19 protein-coding genes are annotated in these 21,897 nt (G+C 30.6%); 15 read left to right on the top strand and 4 right to left on the bottom strand.

The genetic code is table 11. From position 1 onward, the window contains the following. Positions 1-124 precede the first annotated feature (124 nt). Together MW871_RS05470 and MW871_RS05475 are read left to right on the top strand one after the other, a co-directional pair. Positions 125-1,384: a hypothetical protein gene (locus MW871_RS05470; protein WP_248427845.1), complete on the top strand. Its 1,260-nt coding sequence runs from the start codon at positions 125-127 to the stop codon at positions 1,382-1,384. Between the two features lie 226 nt (positions 1,385-1,610). After that, complete coding sequence (locus MW871_RS05475; protein ID WP_248427847.1) at positions 1,611-2,321, top strand: DUF4197 domain-containing protein; 711 nt, start codon at positions 1,611-1,613, stop codon at positions 2,319-2,321. Positions 2,322-2,533: 212 nt separating this feature from the next. Here the strand turns inward: MW871_RS05475 and MW871_RS05480 are convergent, their stop codons facing one another. From MW871_RS05480 to pyrF, 3 genes are all read right to left on the bottom strand, one after another. Further along, the gene (locus MW871_RS05480; RefSeq protein WP_188050171.1) at positions 2,534-3,319 is read right to left on the bottom strand and encodes an alpha/beta fold hydrolase; all 786 of its coding nucleotides are present in this window, start codon (positions 3,317-3,319) and stop codon (positions 2,534-2,536) included. A 111-nt stretch (positions 3,320-3,430) separates the two neighbouring features. Then, positions 3,431-4,222 (bottom strand): ABC transporter substrate-binding protein, encoded by a 792-nt coding sequence (locus MW871_RS05485; protein WP_248427848.1) that lies wholly within the window; start codon positions 4,220-4,222, stop codon positions 3,431-3,433. A 102-nt stretch (positions 4,223-4,324) separates the two neighbouring features. After that, positions 4,325-5,164, bottom strand: a complete 840-nt coding sequence (gene pyrF / locus MW871_RS05490; RefSeq protein ID WP_248427849.1) for an orotidine-5'-phosphate decarboxylase — start codon at positions 5,162-5,164, stop codon at positions 4,325-4,327. Positions 5,165-5,676: 512 nt separating this feature from the next. On the opposite strand from pyrF, the gene MW871_RS05495 reads away from it, so the two are divergent. The 6 genes from MW871_RS05495 to MW871_RS05520 all read left to right on the top strand — a co-directional run bounded on the left by MW871_RS05495 (position 5,677) and on the right by MW871_RS05520 (position 10,003). Then, positions 5,677-6,237 carry a helix-turn-helix domain-containing protein gene (locus MW871_RS05495; protein WP_188050169.1) on the top strand — a complete coding sequence of 187 codons (561 nt, stop codon included), beginning with the start codon at positions 5,677-5,679 and terminating at the stop codon, positions 6,235-6,237. Positions 6,238-6,254: 17 nt separating this feature from the next. Then, entirely contained in the window at positions 6,255-6,701 is a 447-nt protein-coding gene (locus tag MW871_RS05500) for a response regulator (protein ID WP_188050168.1), read from the top strand. After that, on the top strand, positions 6,702-8,486 hold the full coding sequence (locus MW871_RS05505; RefSeq protein WP_210645654.1) for a CHASE3 domain-containing protein: 1,785 nt from the start codon (positions 6,702-6,704) through the stop codon (positions 8,484-8,486). A 62-nt stretch (positions 8,487-8,548) separates the two neighbouring features. Then, positions 8,549-9,001: a DUF1569 domain-containing protein gene (locus tag MW871_RS05510; protein ID WP_248427851.1), complete on the top strand. Its 453-nt coding sequence runs from the start codon at positions 8,549-8,551 to the stop codon at positions 8,999-9,001. A 397-nt stretch (positions 9,002-9,398) separates the two neighbouring features. Continuing rightward, on the top strand, positions 9,399-9,650 hold the full coding sequence (locus MW871_RS05515) for a hypothetical protein (protein WP_248427853.1): 252 nt from the start codon (positions 9,399-9,401) through the stop codon (positions 9,648-9,650). An 11-nt stretch (positions 9,651-9,661) separates the two neighbouring features. After that, positions 9,662-10,003, top strand: a complete 342-nt coding sequence (locus tag MW871_RS05520; protein ID WP_248427854.1) for a hypothetical protein — start codon at positions 9,662-9,664, stop codon at positions 10,001-10,003. 82 nt (positions 10,004-10,085) lie between these two features. Here MW871_RS05520 and prfA read toward each other — a convergent pair whose 3' ends face one another. Then, the gene (gene prfA, locus MW871_RS05525; protein ID WP_188050163.1) at positions 10,086-11,162 is read right to left on the bottom strand and encodes a peptide chain release factor 1; all 1,077 of its coding nucleotides are present in this window, start codon (positions 11,160-11,162) and stop codon (positions 10,086-10,088) included. Between the two features lie 446 nt (positions 11,163-11,608). Between prfA and MW871_RS05530 the strand changes: the two genes are divergently transcribed. The 7 genes from MW871_RS05530 (at position 11,609) to MW871_RS05560 (ending at position 21,699) form a co-directional block, all read left to right on the top strand. Next, positions 11,609-13,270: a sensor histidine kinase gene (locus tag MW871_RS05530; protein ID WP_188050162.1), complete on the top strand. Its 1,662-nt coding sequence runs from the start codon at positions 11,609-11,611 to the stop codon at positions 13,268-13,270. A gap of 279 nt (positions 13,271-13,549) precedes the next feature. Next, positions 13,550-14,257: a DUF6090 family protein gene (locus tag MW871_RS05535; protein WP_248427856.1), complete on the top strand. Its 708-nt coding sequence runs from the start codon at positions 13,550-13,552 to the stop codon at positions 14,255-14,257. A gap of 157 nt (positions 14,258-14,414) precedes the next feature. Beyond that, the gene (locus tag MW871_RS05540; RefSeq protein WP_248427857.1) at positions 14,415-15,008 is read left to right on the top strand and encodes a hypothetical protein; all 594 of its coding nucleotides are present in this window, start codon (positions 14,415-14,417) and stop codon (positions 15,006-15,008) included. 106 nt (positions 15,009-15,114) lie between these two features. After that, positions 15,115-15,600, top strand: a complete 486-nt coding sequence (locus MW871_RS05545) for a DUF6265 family protein (RefSeq protein WP_248427859.1) — start codon at positions 15,115-15,117, stop codon at positions 15,598-15,600. A 365-nt stretch (positions 15,601-15,965) separates the two neighbouring features. Further along, positions 15,966-16,838, top strand: a complete 873-nt coding sequence (locus tag MW871_RS05550; protein ID WP_248427860.1) for a helix-turn-helix domain-containing protein — start codon at positions 15,966-15,968, stop codon at positions 16,836-16,838. Between the two features lie 89 nt (positions 16,839-16,927). Then, on the top strand, positions 16,928-18,868 hold the full coding sequence (locus tag MW871_RS05555) for an oleate hydratase (RefSeq protein WP_248427862.1): 1,941 nt from the start codon (positions 16,928-16,930) through the stop codon (positions 18,866-18,868). Between the two features lie 515 nt (positions 18,869-19,383). Next, positions 19,384-21,699 (top strand): type IA DNA topoisomerase, encoded by a 2,316-nt coding sequence (locus MW871_RS05560; protein ID WP_248427863.1) that lies wholly within the window; start codon positions 19,384-19,386, stop codon positions 21,697-21,699. Positions 21,700-21,897 lie beyond the last annotated feature (198 nt).

Consider the following 21,897-nt stretch of genomic DNA (forward strand, 5'->3'; position numbering starts at 1 on the left):
AGTAGAAAACAATAGTCACTAGATAGCTATAATAATAGGAATGTTACTTTAAAAATATAGTTTTTTTAAACAAGAATTGTTTTATAAATTTGAAAAATATTAAACCTATTTAAATTTTAAAAATATGAAGAAAATCTTCCTTATAATTCTTTTACTAAATGTTATTACTAGTAATTCTTTTGCTCAAAAAGCAGATACAGAAAAGAAAAAAGTAAAAATCACTATTCCGAAATCAGACTTTTACAAAAACATCAAAACCTATAATATCATTATTCAAGGCGACGATACTTGGGACAAGAAATACGCAGACAAGAATAAAATGACTTATGAAAAAAACACAACAAAAAACACAATAGAAGATTATACCAAAAAAGACACTATAAATCCTGACGTACGTGTTTTAATGGGTTACAAAGGACCCACTTATAAAAAATCAAGCAATGGACAATTTGTTTTAGATGGTGATTTTAAATATCTTGTTTTAGGAAAAAATAATGAAATTATTTATGAAAAAGGATCTAATGCTACCATGTATTCGCCTACTTTTAATGGAAAAGCATATCAGAGTTTGACGAATGATTTAAATAATATAGCCTACAAATACTTAAATGACAATAATATTATATCAGTTGAGAAAGAGTACTCTATAAATTATGGTATTTTTGAAAAAGTAGAAGAATTTCCAGAATTAGTTGAATTTAATACTAAAACAACAGAATTTCTTGGTAAAATAGAAGCTAATACTTTAGACAAAAATTACTTAACCGATTTAGAGAAATTTTATTTAGGATATATTGGTAAAGAATATAAAAAATTAAAAGTAAAGGATTATAACAAAGTTGTATATCTTAATTTATCACTTACAGCATTATTTCTATCCAACTTTGATAAATCAATAGAGTATCTAGAAAACGCAAAACAAGGCGCCGGAATGATGAGTATGTGGCCAACCTATACCAAAGAAATTATTGATGGTTTTGTTACTGTAAATTCTTCTATAAGCGGAGCAAAAGTGGCTAATCTATCTTATGATTCTGCATACCAGATTAACATAGATGGTACTGTAACGCAAAGTGGAAGAACCCAAACTGGTAAACTTAAAGTAGATCGCTTTCCTAATCTTGCCGAAGGAAGTATTTTAAATGATAATGATCCGACAGAAGCTAAAGTGTGGATTTATAAGGATAATGGTGAAGTTGACTTTATTAAAGTGGATGACAAAACTTCAATAAAGACCAATGATGGTATTGAGTTAATCTTTATACCTTATAATAATAAATTTATTTTAGTAGAAAAAACAAATGATTCTTGCTACAAAAAATTTGAATCTAGTTCTGCAATAATCTATTGCAAGCAAGGTGACAAATATGTAATAAAGAAATAATATCTATTTCATAAAATCATTAACAACTTGACAAAAGGGATTTAACTTCGTTAAATCCCTTTCTTTTTATAAGACATTTAATATTTACAAAAAAAAAATTAAACTCAAATTAGAAACTGTTAGAATCATTAAAAATGCTACAAAAACTTTTAATGGCTTTATTTTTGAATAAGTAGTATTTTTACAAACGCCAGAAGGCAATATTAATGAAATAAATAATTTTACGATGAAAAAAGTTTTGATTTTAATGGTGGCTGTTTCTCTTTCGAGTTGCGCTGAGATGCAACAAGTGATGAACCAACTTCCGCAAACACAAGGAATAAACGGAATTGATATAGCTGGTGGATTGAAGGAAGCCTTGAATAATGGAATTTCGAAACAAGTTACAAAACTCACCGCTACGGATGGTTTTTACAGAAATGAAGCTGTAAAAATTTTACTTCCGGAAGAGTTAAGAAAAGTGGATGCTGGGTTAAGAAAATTAGGACTTAGCTCGTTAGCAGATGAAGGACTAAAAGTTTTAAATCGCGCTGCGGAAGATGCCGTAAAAGAAGCAACTCCAATTTTTGTTGATGCAGTCAGAAACATGACTTTCATGGATGCTAAAACAATATTAATGGGAAGTCAAAACTCAGCCACAAATTATTTACAAAACAGCACTTCGACGGCTTTGTATGGCAAATTTAGTCCAGTGATAAAAAATTCATTTACAAAAGTAGGCGCAGACAAAGTTTGGTCAAATATTATTAACAAATACAATAGCATTCCGTTGGTTAATAAAGTAAACCCAGATTTAACGGATTATGTAACTAATCAGGCAATGAATGGCGTTTTTAAAATGGTCGCTGTTGAGGAAAAAAATATTAGAACCAATATCAATTCTAGAACATCTGTGTTGTTACAAAAAGTCTTTGCAATGCAAGATTCTAATAGGTAATTTACAATGAATTCAAACTGATGCAGGAAACACCGTATTAAAGTTAATTTACCTTAAAAAAACTTAACGTATGTACAACAAACTAATAACATAATCTTAACAGCAAGAGATTCTATTATGTATGATCTTTGCCATGTAATAAACTGGTTATTTATTATTTTTGGTTTTGGTTAGTTAAAGAATTGCCTGCATTTTTTAAATGCAGGCATTTTTTATTTAGTAGTATTTATAAATGACAATACTGTAGCATTAAAAGCATTAGGTTGCTCTACATTGACCACATGACCACAATTCTCTATAACAAAAAGTTTAGAGGATTTATAGTGACTCTCTACTACTTTTCGAACCGAAGGTAAAAACATATAGTCCTCTTCTCCCATTACATAAAGCGTAGGAATATTTAATTCAACTTGGCGAAACCATTTTAATATTGGATTGATCTCTGCAGTTAACTTAAACCATTTGATAAATTCTTTTTGATATAATTTTTTAGCTTCATTAATAAAAAGTAAGCGCGATTGTTTGTGATTTTTTTTTGGCATTATTACAAAAGCAAACAATCGATATAAAACTAAATAGGGCAATACATATTTAAAAACATTGCCTAAACGCATTAAAACTTGGGAACGAAAATTCATTTTTAAAATGGCTCCTCCTAAAATCATACTTTGCACACGTTCGGGATACATTTCTGCTAAATGTCTGATTAGAATAGTACCCAAAGAAATTCCAACAAAATGTGATTTCTGAATTTTCAAAAAGTCCAAAACCTCTAAAATATCATTGGCCAGAGCCGTAAAAGTATATTTTTGTTTGAAAGCCGTTTTTAAAGTAGTTTTCGATTCACCATGTCCTCTTAAGTCTAGTAACAATACATTAAATTGTTTTTTGAAGTCACGAATTTGCTTGAACCAGATAGACGAACTTCCACCAGCGCCATGAACAAAAGTAACCCATTGGTCACTTTTTTTATTCTCATATATGGTATAATTAATCACGTCTTTTTTTTGTAAAAATAGGACTTTAATTTTAAATCCCAATTCTCCTTAAAACATTGCTTCTTACTTGTCCAAAAAGAAAGCATTACATGTAAATCAGAATTATATTTTTTAATGTAATTGCTTAAAATACGCAAAAGCTTTCAGCAACCTACTGCCATGCCAGGAGAACATCTCTCCATCTACGAGAATAGTCTTGGCCTGAGGCGCATTTTCATTTATTTCATATACATGCTTTTCTTGAAAAGGATAAGGTTCTGAAGAAAGAAATACCAGATCTGGATTGTTTTCCAAGGCCATATTTTGAAGTTTTATTTCTGGATATCGTCCTCTATTACTGTAGCAATTTTCAAAATGATTTAATTTTAATAATTCATCAATAAAAGTACCTGATCCAGCAACCATAAAAGGATCTTTCCAAATAAAATAAGCTACTTTTTTTACGGGAAAATCTTTGATAAACAACTTAAAATCATTCCAAGCAAAAGCAATTTTATCATTCCATTTTTTCGCTTCTATTCTGCAATTAAAGAGTTGACCAAAATCTGAAATCATCTTAAAATTATCTTCAATTGTAATAATATCTGTTACCCAAACTGGGCAAATTTTTTGCAATTCCGTTACAATTTCTTTTGTATTCTCCTCTTTATTACAAATGATGATATCCGGTTGTAACAATCGGATTTTTTCATAATGCACTTTTTTGGTTCCACCAACTGCTTTTATAGTAGATTTAAGAGAATAAGGATGCACACAAAATTTAGTAATTCCGACAATTTTACTTTCTAAACCTAAATCACACAACAACTCCGTTTGCGAGGGAACAAGTGAAATGATTCGCTTAGGCGAAGTTACAAAGGAATGTGAAGTTCCCAATTGGTCAACAAATATTTTTGGTGTCAATTTATTGCTGTTTTAGAAAGAAGTTATTTTTTTTCGAAATTGAATCGAATGCAAAATTAAAAAGATGACGTTTAATTCATTCTTTCAAATCTTATTTTTATACTAAAATGTAAAATTGCTATTCAATATATCTTCCATTTCCTGTTGCATTTTTAGCGCTTCTACTCTTGCTTTTTCTGCATAATCTAAACCGTTTGAAGCATAAATAATTCCTCTAGAAGAATTTATAAGCAAACCCACATTTTTATTTAATCCGTATTTACAAACTTCAGAAAGACTTCCTCCTTGTGCTCCTACTCCTGGAACTAGTAAAAAACTGTCTGGTACAATTTTTCTAATTTCAGTAAAATATTCTGCTTTTGTAGCGCCCACAACGTACATCAAATTTTCTGAATTTTTCCAAGATTTAGATACTTCAAGCACTTTTTTATACAATTCTTTAGGTTGTGAATCATCAGAAACAGTCAAAGTCTGAAAATCAAAAGCACCCTCATTAGAAGTTAACGCTAACATAATGGTATGCTTGTTTTTGAAAGCTAAAAAAGGTTCTACGGAATCTTTGCCCATATAAGGCGCAACTGTTACACTATCAAAATTTAAATCTTCAAAAAAAGCTTTGGCATACATGGAAGAGGTATTCCCAATATCACCTCTTTTTGCATCGGCAATTGTAAACAGTTCTGGGTACTTTTCATTAATATAATTGATTGTTTTCTGTAAAGAAATCCATCCTTTTATACCATAAGCCTCATAAAAAGCAGTGTTGGGTTTATAGGAAACACACAAGTCGTACGTTGCATCTATTATTCCTTTATTAAATTCGAAAATAGGATCTTCTAATTCTAATAAATGAGTTGGTATTTTACTTAAATCAACATCTAATCCTATGGTTAGAAATGATTTTTTACGTTTAATTTGATCTATTAATTGTTGTGTTGTCATTTTTATGTAGTTGTGCTGCAAAATTACAAACATAGTATGGATAACCTATAAATATTAAAATAAATTTTAAGTTCGAAACACCACGCTGCAACCTAACTAAAAATTATTAGGTTAATTCATGACTGATTTATCTGTCTTAGTTAAAAAAGATTGTGTATAAAAAAGCAATAACCTGAATCGCTCAATCGTAGAAAGTGCCTAAAATAAAAATCAATTTAAGGCACTTCTTTATTTTGATTTATTTGAGTTAAAATCTATTGAATTTAAAAAGAAAATTAATGTTAAAAAAACGTAAAATTAACAGTTGTTGATTAAATCAAAAAAACACGCAAATAAGACAAACATAAAGTATAAGATACTAAAAATCAAAAGATATCATTTTGTAAAAAGACATAAATAATTCAAAACAAAACCTTTTGAAGTGTAAATTCATACAAATATTGAATCAGAATGATTGTAAAAATGAAATTAGATGTAACATTTTTATATCTTTACTCATTAATTACTATTTTATGAAGATCTATTTAAAATTTGATTACGTCCAACTGACGAAAAAAATTGTTCAAGAAAAATTATCTGAACTAGGTTATAAGTATAATTTTATTGGTTTTGGCGAATTCAATTTTTTAGAAAAAGTACCTTCTGCAAAAATAGAAGAGCTTACTACTACCTTTCGCGAATATGGAATTGAAATAGTAGAAAGTCAAAAAAGTGTTTTAGTTCAAAAAATAAAAGATGCTATAGTTGAAATGGTTCACAGCGAAACTCCTTTAAACATCAAAAGCTCTGTTTATATTGCCGATAAATTAAATCTTAGTTACGCCTATTTATCGAATGTTTTTTCGGAAGTAACCTATACTTCTATTGAAAACTTTATTATCATTCAAAAAATAGAATTGGCAAAACAGTTAATGATTAATACACCACTTAATTTAACCGAAATTTCTATTCAATTAAATTATTCTAGTGTAGCCCATTTAAGTACGCAATTCAAGAATATGACTGGAATGACTCCTTCGTCATTTCAAAAAATCATCCTAAAACGAAGAGAATTATCCAACAAAAAACAATAGCTAAACTAATTACAAATATGACTACTGATTATATAAACATTTGCCTTGCTGACGATGATGAAGACGATAGATTGTTTTTTACAGATGCATTTGATGAATTAAAAATTAACACTAAAGTTACCACTTTCAATGACGGTGTAGAACTGATGGATTATTTAAATGATGAAGATTCCGTTTTGCCAAACGTATTATTCTTAGATTTAAACATGCCAAAAAAGAATGGTGTTGAATGTTTGTTAGAAATTAAGAAAAATGAAAAGCTAAATGATATTGCAATCGCTATTTATTCTACCTCTTCCTCTGAAGAGCATATAGAGGAAACCTTTATCAATGGTGCTAATATCTACATCAAAAAACCAAATGACTTCGAGAATTTAAAAAAGATTCTTTCTGAGGTTGTTACTATTAATTGGCAATACCATACTTCTGGTTTAAACAAAGAAAATTTCTTAATGAGAATGTAAATGAAACATATCCAACTTCATAAATCACCTCTATTTCTAAAAATTATTTTTGTCATTTCGGTAGCAATTATATTTTTTATTGGTGGTATTACTTTCAAGCATATTACGGTATTAAAAAAATCGTCTGCTTATGTAAGTAATAGTTATGAAGTAAATATTGAACTTGAGCGCTTATTGTCTTGTATTAAGGATGCGGAAACCGGTCAAAGGGGTTATTTATTGACGAGAGATAAAAAATTCCTTAGACCGTATCACAATTCTGGCGCATTAATCAAAAAGTCTTACCAACGCATTTCAGAATTAACTGCCAATAGCAGAACGCAACAAAGCAACTTAAAAAAACTTCAATACCATATTAATAGAAGGCTAAATTATTTATCTAAAAATCTATATTTAATTGAGCAAAAAAATTATAAGATTAAGACACTGGATTCTAATTTTGTAACGGGGCAAAAAGCAATGGATTCTATTCGATATAGGATACAATCTATGATAATTACCCAGAAAATTCTATTAAAAAATAGACAAAAGGATTATGAATCAACGATGAATTATACTCCGCTATTAATCTATTTAACACTTATTATAACTTTAATTTTGATCACGATTGCATTTGTCAAAATGAATCGAGATCTGATCCTGCTTAAAAACACAATTGACACTCTTACAATTGCAATAGAAGCCAATAAACTTTCTGAAATAGTGGGCAATTTTGGCAGTTGGCAATTGGACATCGAAACCTTTAAATATTCTTTTTCTGATAACGAGTATCGACTTTTAGGGTGTGAACCTCAATCTTTTGAAGCCAGCAAAGAGGAATATTTTAAATTCATTCACCCCGATGATTTAGAATCAGTTAAAGAAAGTGTAAAAAATGTTAGTATCAATAATGCTTTCATACCCATAACCTACCGCATAATTAGAAAAGACGGTGAAGTAAGATATTTTAAAGACAAAGGACAAATTGTTTCCTTTTCGTCAGATAAAAAAACTTTCATCGGTACGACTAGAGACATTACTTCTGAGATTAATGATCGCATTACTACTGAAGAACGCAACAGAGAGTTAGAAAGTAATAATAAAGAGCTTAGTGCTTTCAATTACATTGCCAGTCATGATTTACAAGAACCTTTACGTAAAATAGAAACTTTTATTTCCCGTTTAGTAAGTAAAGACTACGACAATTTATCCAGTTCTGGTCAACAATACATTTCTAGTATTCAAAAATCAACCAATAGAATGCGAGTTCTTATAGAAGATTTACTACAGTTTTCTAGAACCAATAAGATGGAAAAAACATTTGAAGAAGTAGATTTGAATACTCTTCTTGAAAATGCAAAACAGGAACTCGCACAAATTATTGAAGATAAAAAGGCGAAAATAGAAAATAGTGCCTTACCAATTTTAAAAGTAATTCCGTTCCAAATGCAACAATTATTGATCAATTTGATTGGGAATTCATTAAAATACAGCTCGCAAGACAGAACACCAATAATAAAAATAGACTATTCTAAAGTAATTGCTAACGAAGAAGAATTGCTTCCAGAAACGCATCATAAATACCATCGCATCATCATTAAAGATAACGGAATTGGTTTTGATCAAGAATACGCTAAAAATATTTTTGTGCTTTTTAATAGACTTCACAATAAAAATGAATATCAAGGAACTGGGATTGGTTTAGCCATTTGCAAAAAAATAGTAGAAAACCATAAAGGATTTATTTTTGCAAAAGGAATTGTTGATAAGGGATCTGATTTCATTATTTATTTACCCGCAGAATAAGTACTTAGCAACATCATTTATAATTGCAAATAATCTTTAACAAACAAAAAACTGTTTTATAAATGAGACACAATTTGCATAATAACTTTGATTTTCAAGAGATTTTATATAGAATTGAAAAATTATCTTCCGATTCTAAACCACTTTGGGGAAAAATGAATGTCGAACAAATGGTAGCACATTTAAATGCATTTCTTGAAACAGCATTAGATATTAACAATCCTAAAAGAATGTTTATTGGAAAAGTAATTGGAACATTTTTTAAAGCAAGATATGTAAGTGAAAAACAATTTTCTAAAAATTCTAAAACACACAAGACTTACAAATTTTCGGATGTAAGAGATTTTCAAAAAGAAAAAATAAGATCCATTGATTTGCTAAATCAATTTAACAAAGGTGGAATATCAAAATGCACTACAAAACCGCATCCCTTTTTTGGCCACTTAACTGCAGAAGAATGGGCAATTGTACAATGGAAACATTACGACCATCATTTAAGACAGTTTGGAGTATAGATAAAAGGATTAGTTTCTTAGATTTTAAGGAAAAGGAAAACATTGAGTTTCATTTATGTTCCGTTCTTATTGTCGTTGCAATTAGTTTTTTTGTAATTAAATAAGAATCTTATACTTTCGCTTTTTTGATCACAAATCTACCTTTCTCAAATAAAAATCATTTATATTTTTTCTAAACCTACAACTACAAAACTTATAATAGCATTTTTGAACTATTGTAGTCTTCAAAAAATTCTTATTTCAGTTTTGAAAGAATAAAACCTTTAAATTCTGTAAGATTTTTTTAAATGGATGTAACATATTTTTGAAGATCTAAACGGAACTTTGCATCATACTTTTTTATAAAATAAAAATTATAATATCTCATTAAATCATCCATTTGATTTAAAAAACAAACATGAAAAACATATTGAATATCAAAAAAGTATTCACTGCATTAGCCATATTTTCAGGAATAGTAATAGTTGATGCTCAGGAAATAGAAAAACAGGATCAAACGTTTCTCTATGAAATTGGTTTGGCAACAAGCAATACAGACATAAGTTTAGGTTACGAACATTTTAATGATTTTGCAGTGCTTACAAATCAAAACGTTAAAGAGGGATTAAGTCAAGTTTCGCTGAAATTAGCTTACAGATTTAAATTATAACACCATCTTAAATGAAAACATTTAAAATACTATTAAGCCTTGCTATAATTACACTTAGTTTTAGTTCTTGTAAAAGTGATCAACAAAAAAAAGCGGAAATTGTTACCAATAATTACGTTCGATTTGTAGACTCTGTTACGAACATTGGCAGAATTAATGCTGGTGAGAATTGGAATGCAATTGCAAAGAGTTATGATAAAAAATCAAACGAACTCAATATTGAAATTGACAAACTGGAAGACGTTACAATTTATGATAAAAAAATAAATCCAGCTACCGCAAAATATGAAAATTTTAGAAATCTAGCTTTTGAAAAGAAGTTAGAGCAAAAAAAAGATTCCCCATCAAAATAAAGAATTAGTTAGTTATCCAAAAAAAACCAGCGAGAACTCATTTCCGCTGGTTTTTTATTTATATTATATTTCAATATTTTATTTAGAAAACTTCGCTTGCTTCCTTTAATTTTTCCATGTTGTTCACTAATTGCAACTCGTCAATTAGTTTCTGGATTTTTCCGTTCATTACACCATCCATATCAAAAACATCCATACCAACTCTGTGATCCGTTACACGACCTTGTGAATAATTATAGGTACGAATTTTTGCAGAACGGTCACCCGAGCTTACTTGCGATGTACGTTTTACAGCGTCTTCGGCTTGTTTTTTTGCTAATTCTTGTTCGTACAAACGAGAACGTAAAACACCAAAAGCTTTATCCTTATTCTTGTGTTGCGATTTTTGATCTTGACATTGTGCCACTAATCCTGTAGGAATGTGCGTCAAACGAACTGCCGATTTAGTTGTATTTACCGATTGTCCTCCTGGTCCTGACGAACAGAAAAAATCGACACGCACATCATTCATATCAATTTGTACATCAAACTCTTCCGCTTCAGGAAGCACCATCACAGTCGCTGCCGAAGTATGTACACGTCCTTGTGTTTCCGTTTGAGGAACACGTTGTACGCGGTGAACACCAGCTTCAAATTTCAAAGTTCCATATACATCTTCACCAGTTACTTCAAAAATAACCTCTTTGAATCCGCCAGAAGTTCCTTCATTCATATCTACAACCGAAGTTCTCCAGCCTCTATTTTCACAATATTTGGTATACATACGAAATAAATCTCCTGCAAAAATACTCGCTTCATCCCCACCCGTTCCGGCACGAATCTCCACCATAACATTTTTTGCATCCTCAGCATCCTTAGGAATCAACATAAATTTGATTTCCTCCTCTAGAGTTGGCAATCTGTCTTTGGCTTCATCCAGTTGCATTTTGGCCATTTCGGTCATATCTGCATCACTATTATCAGCAATTATTTCGTTTGCTTCATCAATATTGGCCATCAAAACCACGTATTCATCGCGTTTTTCTGCCAAAGCTTTTAAACTTTTATACTCTTGATTCAATTGCACATAACGTTTCTGATCCGAGATTACATCCGGTTGAATGATTAAATCCGAGATCTCATCGAAACGTTGTTTTACTATTTGAAGTCTATCTAACATTTTCTGTTCTTTTATTGGAGTGCAAAATTACGAAATTTTTATTTATAGTTCGATACTTGCTCTTTTCAATTTTTCTCCTTTACTATAATTGAATATTTAGGAGCTATTTCCTGCTTTCCGCTTGTATCTTTTATTATAGTTTTACGCTAGCGCTCCAAACTAAAATAAAAGGATATCGCTGCAATCACGGCTAGGGTTTTATAATAACTAAACTAATATCAAATGGGGAGTGTTTTTTAATTTCTAACAAGAGTTTTCATTTTAATATTTAAGTATAGTGGTCTAAAAATAGTCTACGATAAGCAATAATTTATTCTCCATTTTTAAGAAAAATACATTCCTTACAATTTAAATATTAAAAGATAAATGAAATTGAAAATAAAGTAAGTTCTTATACTACCTTTGGTTTGCTTTTAAAAAATAAATAAGTAAAAAAAATAGTTCCTATGCCTACAGTAATTACTTCTAAGAATGACGACGAAGAGAACTATTCCTCTCAATTATTAACGGCAAATAAAAATCTAGCGTTACAAATTATTGAAACAAAAACACGTGAAGCGCAGTTAGTTATCGCTAACGCTAAACTTGTTTTTCAAAATAAAGAAAAAGAAAATCGCGCCGCTGAATTAGTCATTGCTAATCAAGAATTAGCTTTTCAGAATCAAGAAAAGCAAAATCTAGCAGAAGAACTAATTGTAGCTAACACGCAACTTGAGTTTCAAAATAATGAAAAGGAAGATCGTGCCGCTGAATTAATCATTGCTAATCAAGAATTAGCGTATCAAAATAAAGAAAAGCAAAAACGAGCGGAAGAACTAATTGTAGCCAACACCGAACTTAAGTTTCAGAATATTGAAAAGGAAAACCGTGCCGCCGAATTAATTATTGCTAATCAAGAACTAGCTTATCAAAATGAAGAAAAGCAAAAAAGAGCGGAAGAATTAATTGTAGCCAACACCGAACTTAAGTATCAAAACAAAGAAAAAGAAAAACGTGCTGCTGAATTAATTATTGCTAATCAAGAACTAGCCTTCCAAAATCAAGAAAAGCAAAAACGAGCAGAAGAATTAATTGTAGCCAACACGGAATTAGGGTTTCAAAATAAAGAAAAAGAAAAACGTGCAGCCGAATTAATTATTGCAAATCTTGAACTTGCCTACCAAAATCAAGAAAAACAAAAACGAGCGGAAGAATTAATTGTAGCCAACACCGAACTAGAATTTCAAAATAAAGAAAAAGAGAAACGTGCCGCCGAGTTAATAATTGCCAATGAAGAATTAGCGTATCAAAATCAGGAAAAGCAGAAACGAGCTGAAGAGCTAATCATTGCCAACGAGGAGCTAGAATTTCAAAATAAAGAAAAAGAAAAGCGTGCTAACGAATTATTAATTGCCAATAAGGAAATAGAATCGTTTACCTATATTTCTAGTCATGACTTGCAAGAACCTTTACGAAAAATCCAGTCTTTTTCTGGAAGAATCTTTGTAGAAGAGTATGACAATTTATCTGCAATGGGTAAATATTATGTAGAAAGAACAAAGCTTTCTGCCTTGCACATGCAAACGCTTATAAATGACCTACTTGCCTATTCAAGAACAAATACAACACAAAGAAAATTTGTAAATAGCGATTTAAATCAAGTAGTGAATGAAGCGTTAGAAATGCTCAAAGAAGAGCTACAAGATAAAGACGCTACGATAGAGATTAAAGATTTGTGTGAGATAAATATCATTCCGTTTCAATTTAGACAACTGATTCAAAATTTAATAAGTAACTCCCTTAAATTTTCAATTCCAGGAAAAAAACCACATATTGTAATCATGTGCAATTTCATCAAATATGATCCAACAACTGCTATTGATTATATATTAAAAAAAGATTACTACCATATCACTATAAAAGATAATGGAATAGGATTTGAAGCAGAATATAAAGATAAAATTTTCGAAATATTTCAACGTTTACACGATAGAAAAGAATACCCAGGAACAGGAATTGGACTAACGATCGCAAGAAAAATAATTGAAAATCACCATGGACTTATCACTGCTGAAGGAAAAATCAATGAAGGCGCACAATTTGACATTTATATTCCTGCTCAACAGTAATTATTTAAAATAAAACTAACCAACTTACTTAATTCTATTTCTAAAATTAGTTTAGTTATTTAGATTGTAATTTTTATCTTATAAATTTTATAATTTGAATTTAAATAAATAGTAATTTTGAGACTCCGTATTTTGAAATGTTTATTAATAGAGAAAATTGCATTAGTATTCTTTTTGAAAATTACAGTGGTATTATATCCTTCTCGATTTAGAGAAAAAACAAGGATTTGGTTGCGCGTCACTTTCAAGCTACAGGGGATAAAATAACAAAACTAAAATATGCAAGACGAAATTATAAAACATACAAAAAAATTACATTCAGCTATGAGTAACAAAGACCATTCATTTAAAGAAAAGGTAACAGAAATAATTATTGAAATTTTCATAATCGTTTTTGCGGTATCACTTTCGATATGGCTTCACTCATGGAGTGAACATAAGCATGAACAAGAAGAAGTAGCTGTTTTTCTTCGTAATTTAAAAAGTGATTTGGAAAATGATATTAAAAGTTTGGATGAAGTAAAAGTAGAATATGAGAAGACAAATATTGGTTATGAAAAACTTTTAGCACTTACATCTCTTCAACTTGATAGCATACAAAAATCTAATACTAAAGTTTATTTCCCTGTTAATTCACAAGGACGAAAACTAAATATTGCTAATTATGAAGCTTTTAAGTCTAGTGGTAAAATTGGCTACATTGAAGACGAAGTATTAAAACAGAAAATACTAACCTATTACCAACAATGGTTACCGTCAACTGGCGAAGTCGATAAAATTTATAATGATTTTCTATTCAAATGTTTTGACAAAATGATAGAAAATGCAGATAAATCAGACGCAGAACTATATTCAGACCCAAAATTCAAAAAGACAATGTCTTTTCTTATCATAATAGGTAAAAATAACATAAGAGTTTATGACCAAAATGTAAAACCACAAGCAATTAAACTTATTAAAGAAATTGAAAAAGAGATAAATAAATAAAAAAGCGAACGCACAACAGCGGTTTGCATAAATGGCGAGAATTGTGTTAAATTCACATTTATCTTTAGCAAGAAATTTTATGTTAGCCAAAAAATCTCGGTCACGAGGTGAGCCACTTCTGCAAGCCACTACACGATTTACTAATTAGTCAAAAAAATTGAAAGAAAAAGTAAACGAAGATCATAAAATAATTTCAGTGCCAAGCTTACTTCAAATTGGCTACTATTTATTTGGAATTTTATTCTCCTTAGGACTAACTTATTTGATATACAGTTCAAAAACAAATCCTAATGAGGGTCAAAATGAGGTTGTAAAAGGCGTTATAGTATTTATATTCTTGTCGATGGCACTGGCTTGTACTTATATGCTTTTGCGTTCAAAAAAGATTGTGCTAACAAATAAAAATTTAATACTATCGTATCCGTTACTATTCTACTCTAAAAAGATAGAATTTAAAAATATAAAAAAAGTAACTGAAGACAATTATAAAATAGAAAGCTCTCATAATTTTAGTCAAATAGATATATATAGCGGTCTAAAAATCAATATTGAATTTTTTGACTCTAAAAAAATTGTAATTAATTCTATGGAAATAACGAATTACAATTTGATGTCAAAGAATTTAAAAAATACGACTAGACCCTATTTTAAAATAGTATTAAAAGATAAGAGTCAAAAGAATTTTCAAGGATATGGATGTTTATTAGTTTTAGTTATAGTGACCTCTGGACTACTAATTTCCTTATTTTAAAATAACATTATTACGAGCTTATAAGTTCTAGTTTGCAATTTAGATAGGCTGGACGATGTCTTTTTCCTATTTTTGTTTTCACTTTAAACCTTCTAATTTCAAATCTATGAAAAATAAAATTGCATTACTCGTATTTCTTGTAGCTTTTAGTGCTTGTAAAAAAGTAGATTCTGAAGCAAATGAAAAAGATAAAATCAAATTAGCGCATTGGCTTTTAGGAAATTGGGAAGACAAATCAGTAGATGGTTCACTCACTGAAAATTGGTCAAAAGTAAATGACAGTACATATCAAGCTACTTCTCACTTTATAAAACTAAAAGATACCTTGCACTATGAAACCATTCGCTTGCAACAAAAAGGCGAAACACTAACCTATATAGCAACTGTACAAGGACAAAATGATGACAAGCCTGTTGCTTTCAATCTAATAACAGTTACCGATAAACAATTGGTTTTTGAAAATCTAAAAAATGATTATCCACAAAAAATTAGCTACACTCACATTTCAAAAGACAGTTTAGTTGCTGAAGTTTCTGGGATCCAGCAAGGAAAAGCAAGTAGCGAGAAATATAAAATGGGTAAACGTAAGTAACGCATCGACTTGAATCATATCTTTTTACTTTTACCTTCCTTAAATTTAATTAATATTAAAAACCTTGTTAACAACAGTGAATAAAGCACTTAAATAAATAAGACGAACTTTTCAGGATAGATTTAAAATCTGCAATATGTTGTTTAATCTCCTAATAATTATATTGGAATCCTATTCTCAATTAATAGAAAAAAAGGAAGCAAAAGCCGTTTACATTGATTGGGATTTTATACTTAATGTACAACTAGTTTCGTAGTTAGAAAATTTGTTAATAATTTAAAAATCACGCCTCTTAAATCGCAAGCATTGGCAAGCATCAAGACTTAAGGCTGTAATTGCGCCGCAGATTCAAAAATGAAATCAAATTGAAAAATTACGAAAACTTACGCGATACTCTTTTATTTTATGGAGTTGATTGTCACCAACCCTATTATGTATCTTCTGGTAACACCATTTTTGAATTTCCTGACAAAAGCTTTCGGATGGATTTTTATTCCATTTGTATCTGTATCAATGGAGAAATCACTATCGAAATAAATAATAAACTCTATACGATAACAAAAAATAGTTTTTTCATTTCCGCCCCATCAACCATAGTTCGTTTTAAAGCTGTAAGTATAGATCTTGAAATTAAATTACTGTTTTTCGAAAATAATTTTTTACTTAAAAATATGGCTAATCCATTTTTTATAGAAAAACTATCACTGTTCCAACACTCCTATTACAGTGTAATTAATTCGAATGAAGTAGAAGCCGAAAAATTGCATAATATTCTTAACTACCTAAAGGAACAGTCTAAAAGGAACGGAAAATTTGTAGAGGATATTATACGCACAATAATTGTAAATCTGTTATTGGAAGCTGCCCATATTATAGATCAATATAAAATTCAATCTTCGGAAAACCATCCCTTAAACAACAGTTTGTTTTATAAATTTATGACATTAGTAAATGAAAATTGTAGTAAACATAAAGAAGTTGACTTTTATGCCAATCAATTGTTCATCAGCAATAAACACTTGATTGTTTTGTCAAAAAAAGCAACTGGAAAAACACCACATCAAATTATAGATGAAGCTTTATTAAAAGAGGCTTTTGTTTTGTTGAGCACACCAGAACTCACGGTTTCAGAAATTGCTTACCGTCTTCAGTTTAATTCCAATTCTGCTTTCGGACGATTCTTTAAAAGGTATACTACCATTTCCCCTTCTGAATATAGAATCCGAGAAGACGTTTAGAATTTAAGGTTAAATATGATGAATTTGGGGATATAAGTTAATTTAAACATAACGGTAAATTTGTTCTAATCAATAAAAATTTAAAGAACATGAAACCAGATACTTCAAAATTTGATAAAATACTAAATGCTTCAGAACAATTTGGAAAAGTAAACCACGAACCCGATTCCAGTAAAGAAGTACAAGTGAACAGCCAACAAAAAACGATGCCTTTTTCGGATCAAATCGGAAATTACCAACGAAACAAAGGCATTCCGTCTGCATCTTTTGATAAAAGCAAAGTATATATTGTGGGAAGTGGAATTGCAGGAATGTCTGCAGCCTATTATTTTATCCGCGATGGACGTATTCCTGGTGAAAATATTGTTTTCCTAGACCAATTGTCTGTTGACGGTGGCTCTATGGATGGTGCTGGAAATGCCAAAGATGGATATATTATACGTGGTGGACGTGAAATGGATATGACCTATGAAAATCTGTGGGATATTTTTCAAGATATTCCTGCTCTAGAATTGCCAGAACCTTATAGTGTTTTAGACGAATATCGATTAGTGAACGATAACGATCCTAATTATTCAAAAGCCCGTTTAATTCATAATCAAGGACAAATAAAAGATTTTAGCAAGTTTGGTTTAGAAAAAAAAGACCAATTGGCAATCGTCAAGTTATTGATGAAGAAAAAAGAAGAATTGGATGATTTAACTATTCAAGATTATTTTAGCGAATCGTTTTTAAATAGTAATTTTTGGTTTTTTTGGCGTACTATGTTTGCCTTTGAGAACTGGCATAGTTTGTTAGAATGTAAGCTTTACATGCATCGCTTTTTACATGCTATAGATGGTATGAAAGATTTCTCTTGCCTGGTTTTTCCAAAGTATAACCAATACGACACCTACATCACGCCATTGAGAAAATTTCTTGAAGGAAAAGGAGTTAAAATTGAGTTGAATACATTAGTCAAAGACTTAGATATTCATATTGATACAGAAGGAAAAGTAGTGGAAGGAATTATTGCTGAAAGAGATGGTAAAGAAGTAAAAATCCCAGTAGGCAAAAAAGCTTATGTTATTGTAACCACAGGTTCTATGACAGAAGACACTTTTTATGGTGATAACAAAACAGCACCCGTAATTGCAATTGATAACAGCACTAGCGGACAAAGTGGCGGCTGGAAACTTTGGAAAAATTTAGCTGCAAAATCTCCAGTATTCGGTAAACCAGAAAAATTCTGTTCCAATATTGAAAAATCTGGTTGGGAATCTGCAACATTAACTTGCAAACCATCTGCTTTTACAGAGAAATTAAAAGAACTTTGTGTTAACGATCCGTACTCAGGAAAAACAGCAAGTGGCGGAATTATCACCATTACAGATTCTAATTGGTTAATGAGTTTTACTTGCAACAGACAGCCTCATTTTCCTTCGCAACCCGATGATATTTTAGTAGTTTGGGTATATTCTTTGTTTATGGATAAGGAAGGTAATTACATTAAAAAAACAATGCCACAGTGCACAGGAGATGAAATTTTAGCAGAGCTATCTTATCATTTGGGAATTATAAATCAGCTAGATAACGTAGTAGAAAACACAATTGTTAGATCTTCTTATTTACCGTACATAACCTCTATGTTTATGCCAAGAGCCCAAGGTGATCGTCCAAGAGTTGTTCCCGAAGGTTGTAGCAATTTAGGTTTAGTAGGACAATTTGTAGAAACAAACAACGATATTGTTTTCACGATGGAAAGTTCGGTAAGAACAGCAAGAATAGCGGTTTATAAATTATTGAATTTAAACAAACAAGTTCCTGATATTAATCCACTACAATATGATATCCGACAAATATTAAAAGCAACTCAATCGTTAAATGATTACGAACCTATTTTCGGAGAAGGAATCCTAAGAAGAGTGTTAAAAGGAACTTATTACGAACATATTTTGGTGAATACTAATGAAGAAAAAGAAGAACACGAATCTTTTTTCGCAGAACAATTAAACAAATTTCAAGATTGGATGAAAGAATTAAAAGTTTAAAAAAATAGACTCCAAAAACGGATTTGTAATTACTCAATCCCTCCTTTTTTCAATTTAATAATTATTACAAATTAAAAACTAGAAGGATTAGTTTTAAAAATGTAACGCTAGCACATAATGCTCTTTGGATATCCCACAATAAGAGGATTTGCAGTGCGTGAAAACAATAATAAACTACACTAAAACAAAAAAGCTACAAGAAATATTTCTTGTAGCTTTTTTTAGTTACAAACTAAAAATCTATATTTAAGATCAAATATTCTAATCCTGCTGCGTGAATCCCCCAAAATTTGCTACAAACGCTGGGCAAACAAATTAAATACACAATTAAATTCATTACGAGAAACAGGTCGATGTGGCTAACAAAAGTAAACCCAGCAAATTATCAGAACTGATGTAGCAAATGTGATGAAGCGCGTTCCTAGCAATGATTAATTCGTGTATAACTCTCTAAAATTTCATTTCGATACCAAGTTCTAAATTCCTAATTTGCGGCTTCAAATAATTAGTATCAAATGAAGGTCTGTATTGCCGAAAAACCAAGTGTAGCAAGAGAAATAGCATCTGTATTAGGTGCCAATACCAAACACGATGGCTATTATGAAGGGAATGGTTATGCGGTGACCTACACTTTTGGACATTTATGCACCTTAAAAGAACCCAACGATTATAAACCACATTGGAAAAGTTGGGATTTGAATAATTTGCCCATGCTACCTGAAAAATTTGAGACCAAAGTAGTAGAAAACTCTGGAATTCAAAAGCAGTTTAAAATTATAAAATCTTTATTTGACAAAGCCACATTAGTTATCAACTGCGGTGATGCTGGACAAGAAGGAGAACTCATACAGCGCTGGGTGATGAATGAAGCGCAATACAAAGGCGAAGTGCAACGCTTGTGGATTTCATCCTTGACAACCGAAGCCATTAAAGAAGGTTTTCAGAACTTAAAGCCATCTGCTTTATACGATAATTTATATTATGCTGGATTTTCTAGAGCCATTGGCGATTGGTTGCTGGGTATGAATGCGACGCGTTTGTACACCGTAAAACATGGTGGTTACAAACAAGTTTTATCTATTGGTCGCGTACAAACGCCAACATTAGCCATGGTAGTAGATCGGTTTAAGGAAATTGAAAATTTTAAACCACAACCCTACTGGGAATTACAAACTTTATATAGAGAAACACTTTTTAGTTATGAAGAAGGTCGTTTTACAAACAAAGAAGACGGGGAACTTTTAGCCAATAAAGTCAAGGAAAGTGATTTTGAAATTATTGCTGTCGATAAAAAGAACGGAAATGAGTTTGCTCCTAAGTTATTTGATTTAACTGGATTACAGGTCTATTGCAATACCAAATTTGGGTTTACAGCAGATGAAACTTTAAAAATTGTACAAACCTTATACGAACAAAAAGTAGTTACGTATCCTAGAGTAGACACCACTTTTTTACCAAGCGATATTTATCCGAAAGTGTCTGGTATTTTACAGAATTTAACTAATTATGGCGAATTGACACAACCATTATTAGGAAAAAAAATTAAAAAATCACCTAAGGTTTTCAATGACAAAAAAGTAACAGATCACCACGCAATTATTCCAACAGGAGTTCAAAATAAGTTGCAATACAATCAGCAACAGGTTTATGATATTATTACAAGACGTTTTATTGCCGTTTTTTATGACGATTGTTTGGTAGCCAATACCACCGTTTTGGGAAAAGCAGCCGATGTAACTTTTAAAACCACTGGAAAAGAAATCTTAAAAAAAGGATTTCGTGTTGTTTTTGAAGATCCTAATGGAAAGGAGAAGGAAGCCGATATACTTCCTAGTTTTATTGTGGGCGAAAAAGGCCCGCACCAACCTTCCTTTTTAGAAAAGGAAACAAAACCACCCAATCAGTTTACAGAAGCTACTTTACTTCGCGCCATGGAAACAGCCGGAAAACAAGTGGATGATGAAGATTTACGCGAATTGATGAAAGAAAACGGTATCGGACGTCCATCAACGCGAGCTAATATTATAGAAACTCTTTTTAGGAGACAATACATTATTCGTAATAAAAAACAAGTATTGCCAACACCTACTGGTATTCAATTGATTGATACGATTCAGAATGAATTAGTCAAATCGGCTGAACTTACGGGTTCTTGGGAAAAGCAATTAAAAGATATAGAGAAAGGAAACTATAGCGCTGGTTCTTTTATCAATAATATGAAACGCATGATTGAAGTCTTGGTCGATGAAGTGCGTAGTGAAAAGCGACACGCCAATATTTCTCACGCACAAGCTCCTCAGAAAGAAGTCGTCAAAGCAGAGAAAAAGAAAGCGGCGGGAATTTTGGCAGAAATTTGTCCAAAATGTAAAAACGGTTCTCTTATAAAAGGAAAATCAGCTTACGGTTGCAGCAACTATAAATCGGGATGTACGTTTGTGCTACCTTATATATTTGCTGATAAAAAAATCTCCGAGAATCAATATTTAAGATTGATTCAAAAAGGGGCTACAGTAAATTTAAAAGACTTTAAAACTGAAACTGGAGTTGTTGAGGGTTTACTCCGTTTTGATGAAAACTTCCAAATTAAATTAGAACCTAAAAAAACAATTGCTTCTAGTCCAGCAGATCAATCCAAATCTGCTTCGGATGTATTGATTTGTCCAAAGTGTGCAAAAGGAAGTATTTTAAAAGGCAAAACTGCTTATGGCTGTAGCCAATATAAGTTGGGATGCGATTTTAAAGTAACTTTTGATGAAGTCAGGTCAAAACTAAAAGATCAAAAACCTACAAAAGAAATTGTTCATACAATCCTAAAAAATAGTGCTAAATAACTGACTCCAAGTAAGTTTTATGTTACTATAAATTTTTATACTTCTCAGATTATTACAGTGAATTGAACTTAATAAACACCTTTAATAATCTCTACAAATGTTAAATATTTAAAACAAAACTCTGATAATCATATAATTAACAATTACCAAGATTTATTATTGATATTTAATCTAAATAAGCTTTGTGGATTCAAAATG

The sequence above is a fragment of the Flavobacterium pygoscelis genome (assembly GCF_023162025.1).
In the GTDB taxonomy this organism is placed as follows: Bacteria; Bacteroidota; Bacteroidia; order Flavobacteriales; family Flavobacteriaceae; genus Flavobacterium; species Flavobacterium pygoscelis.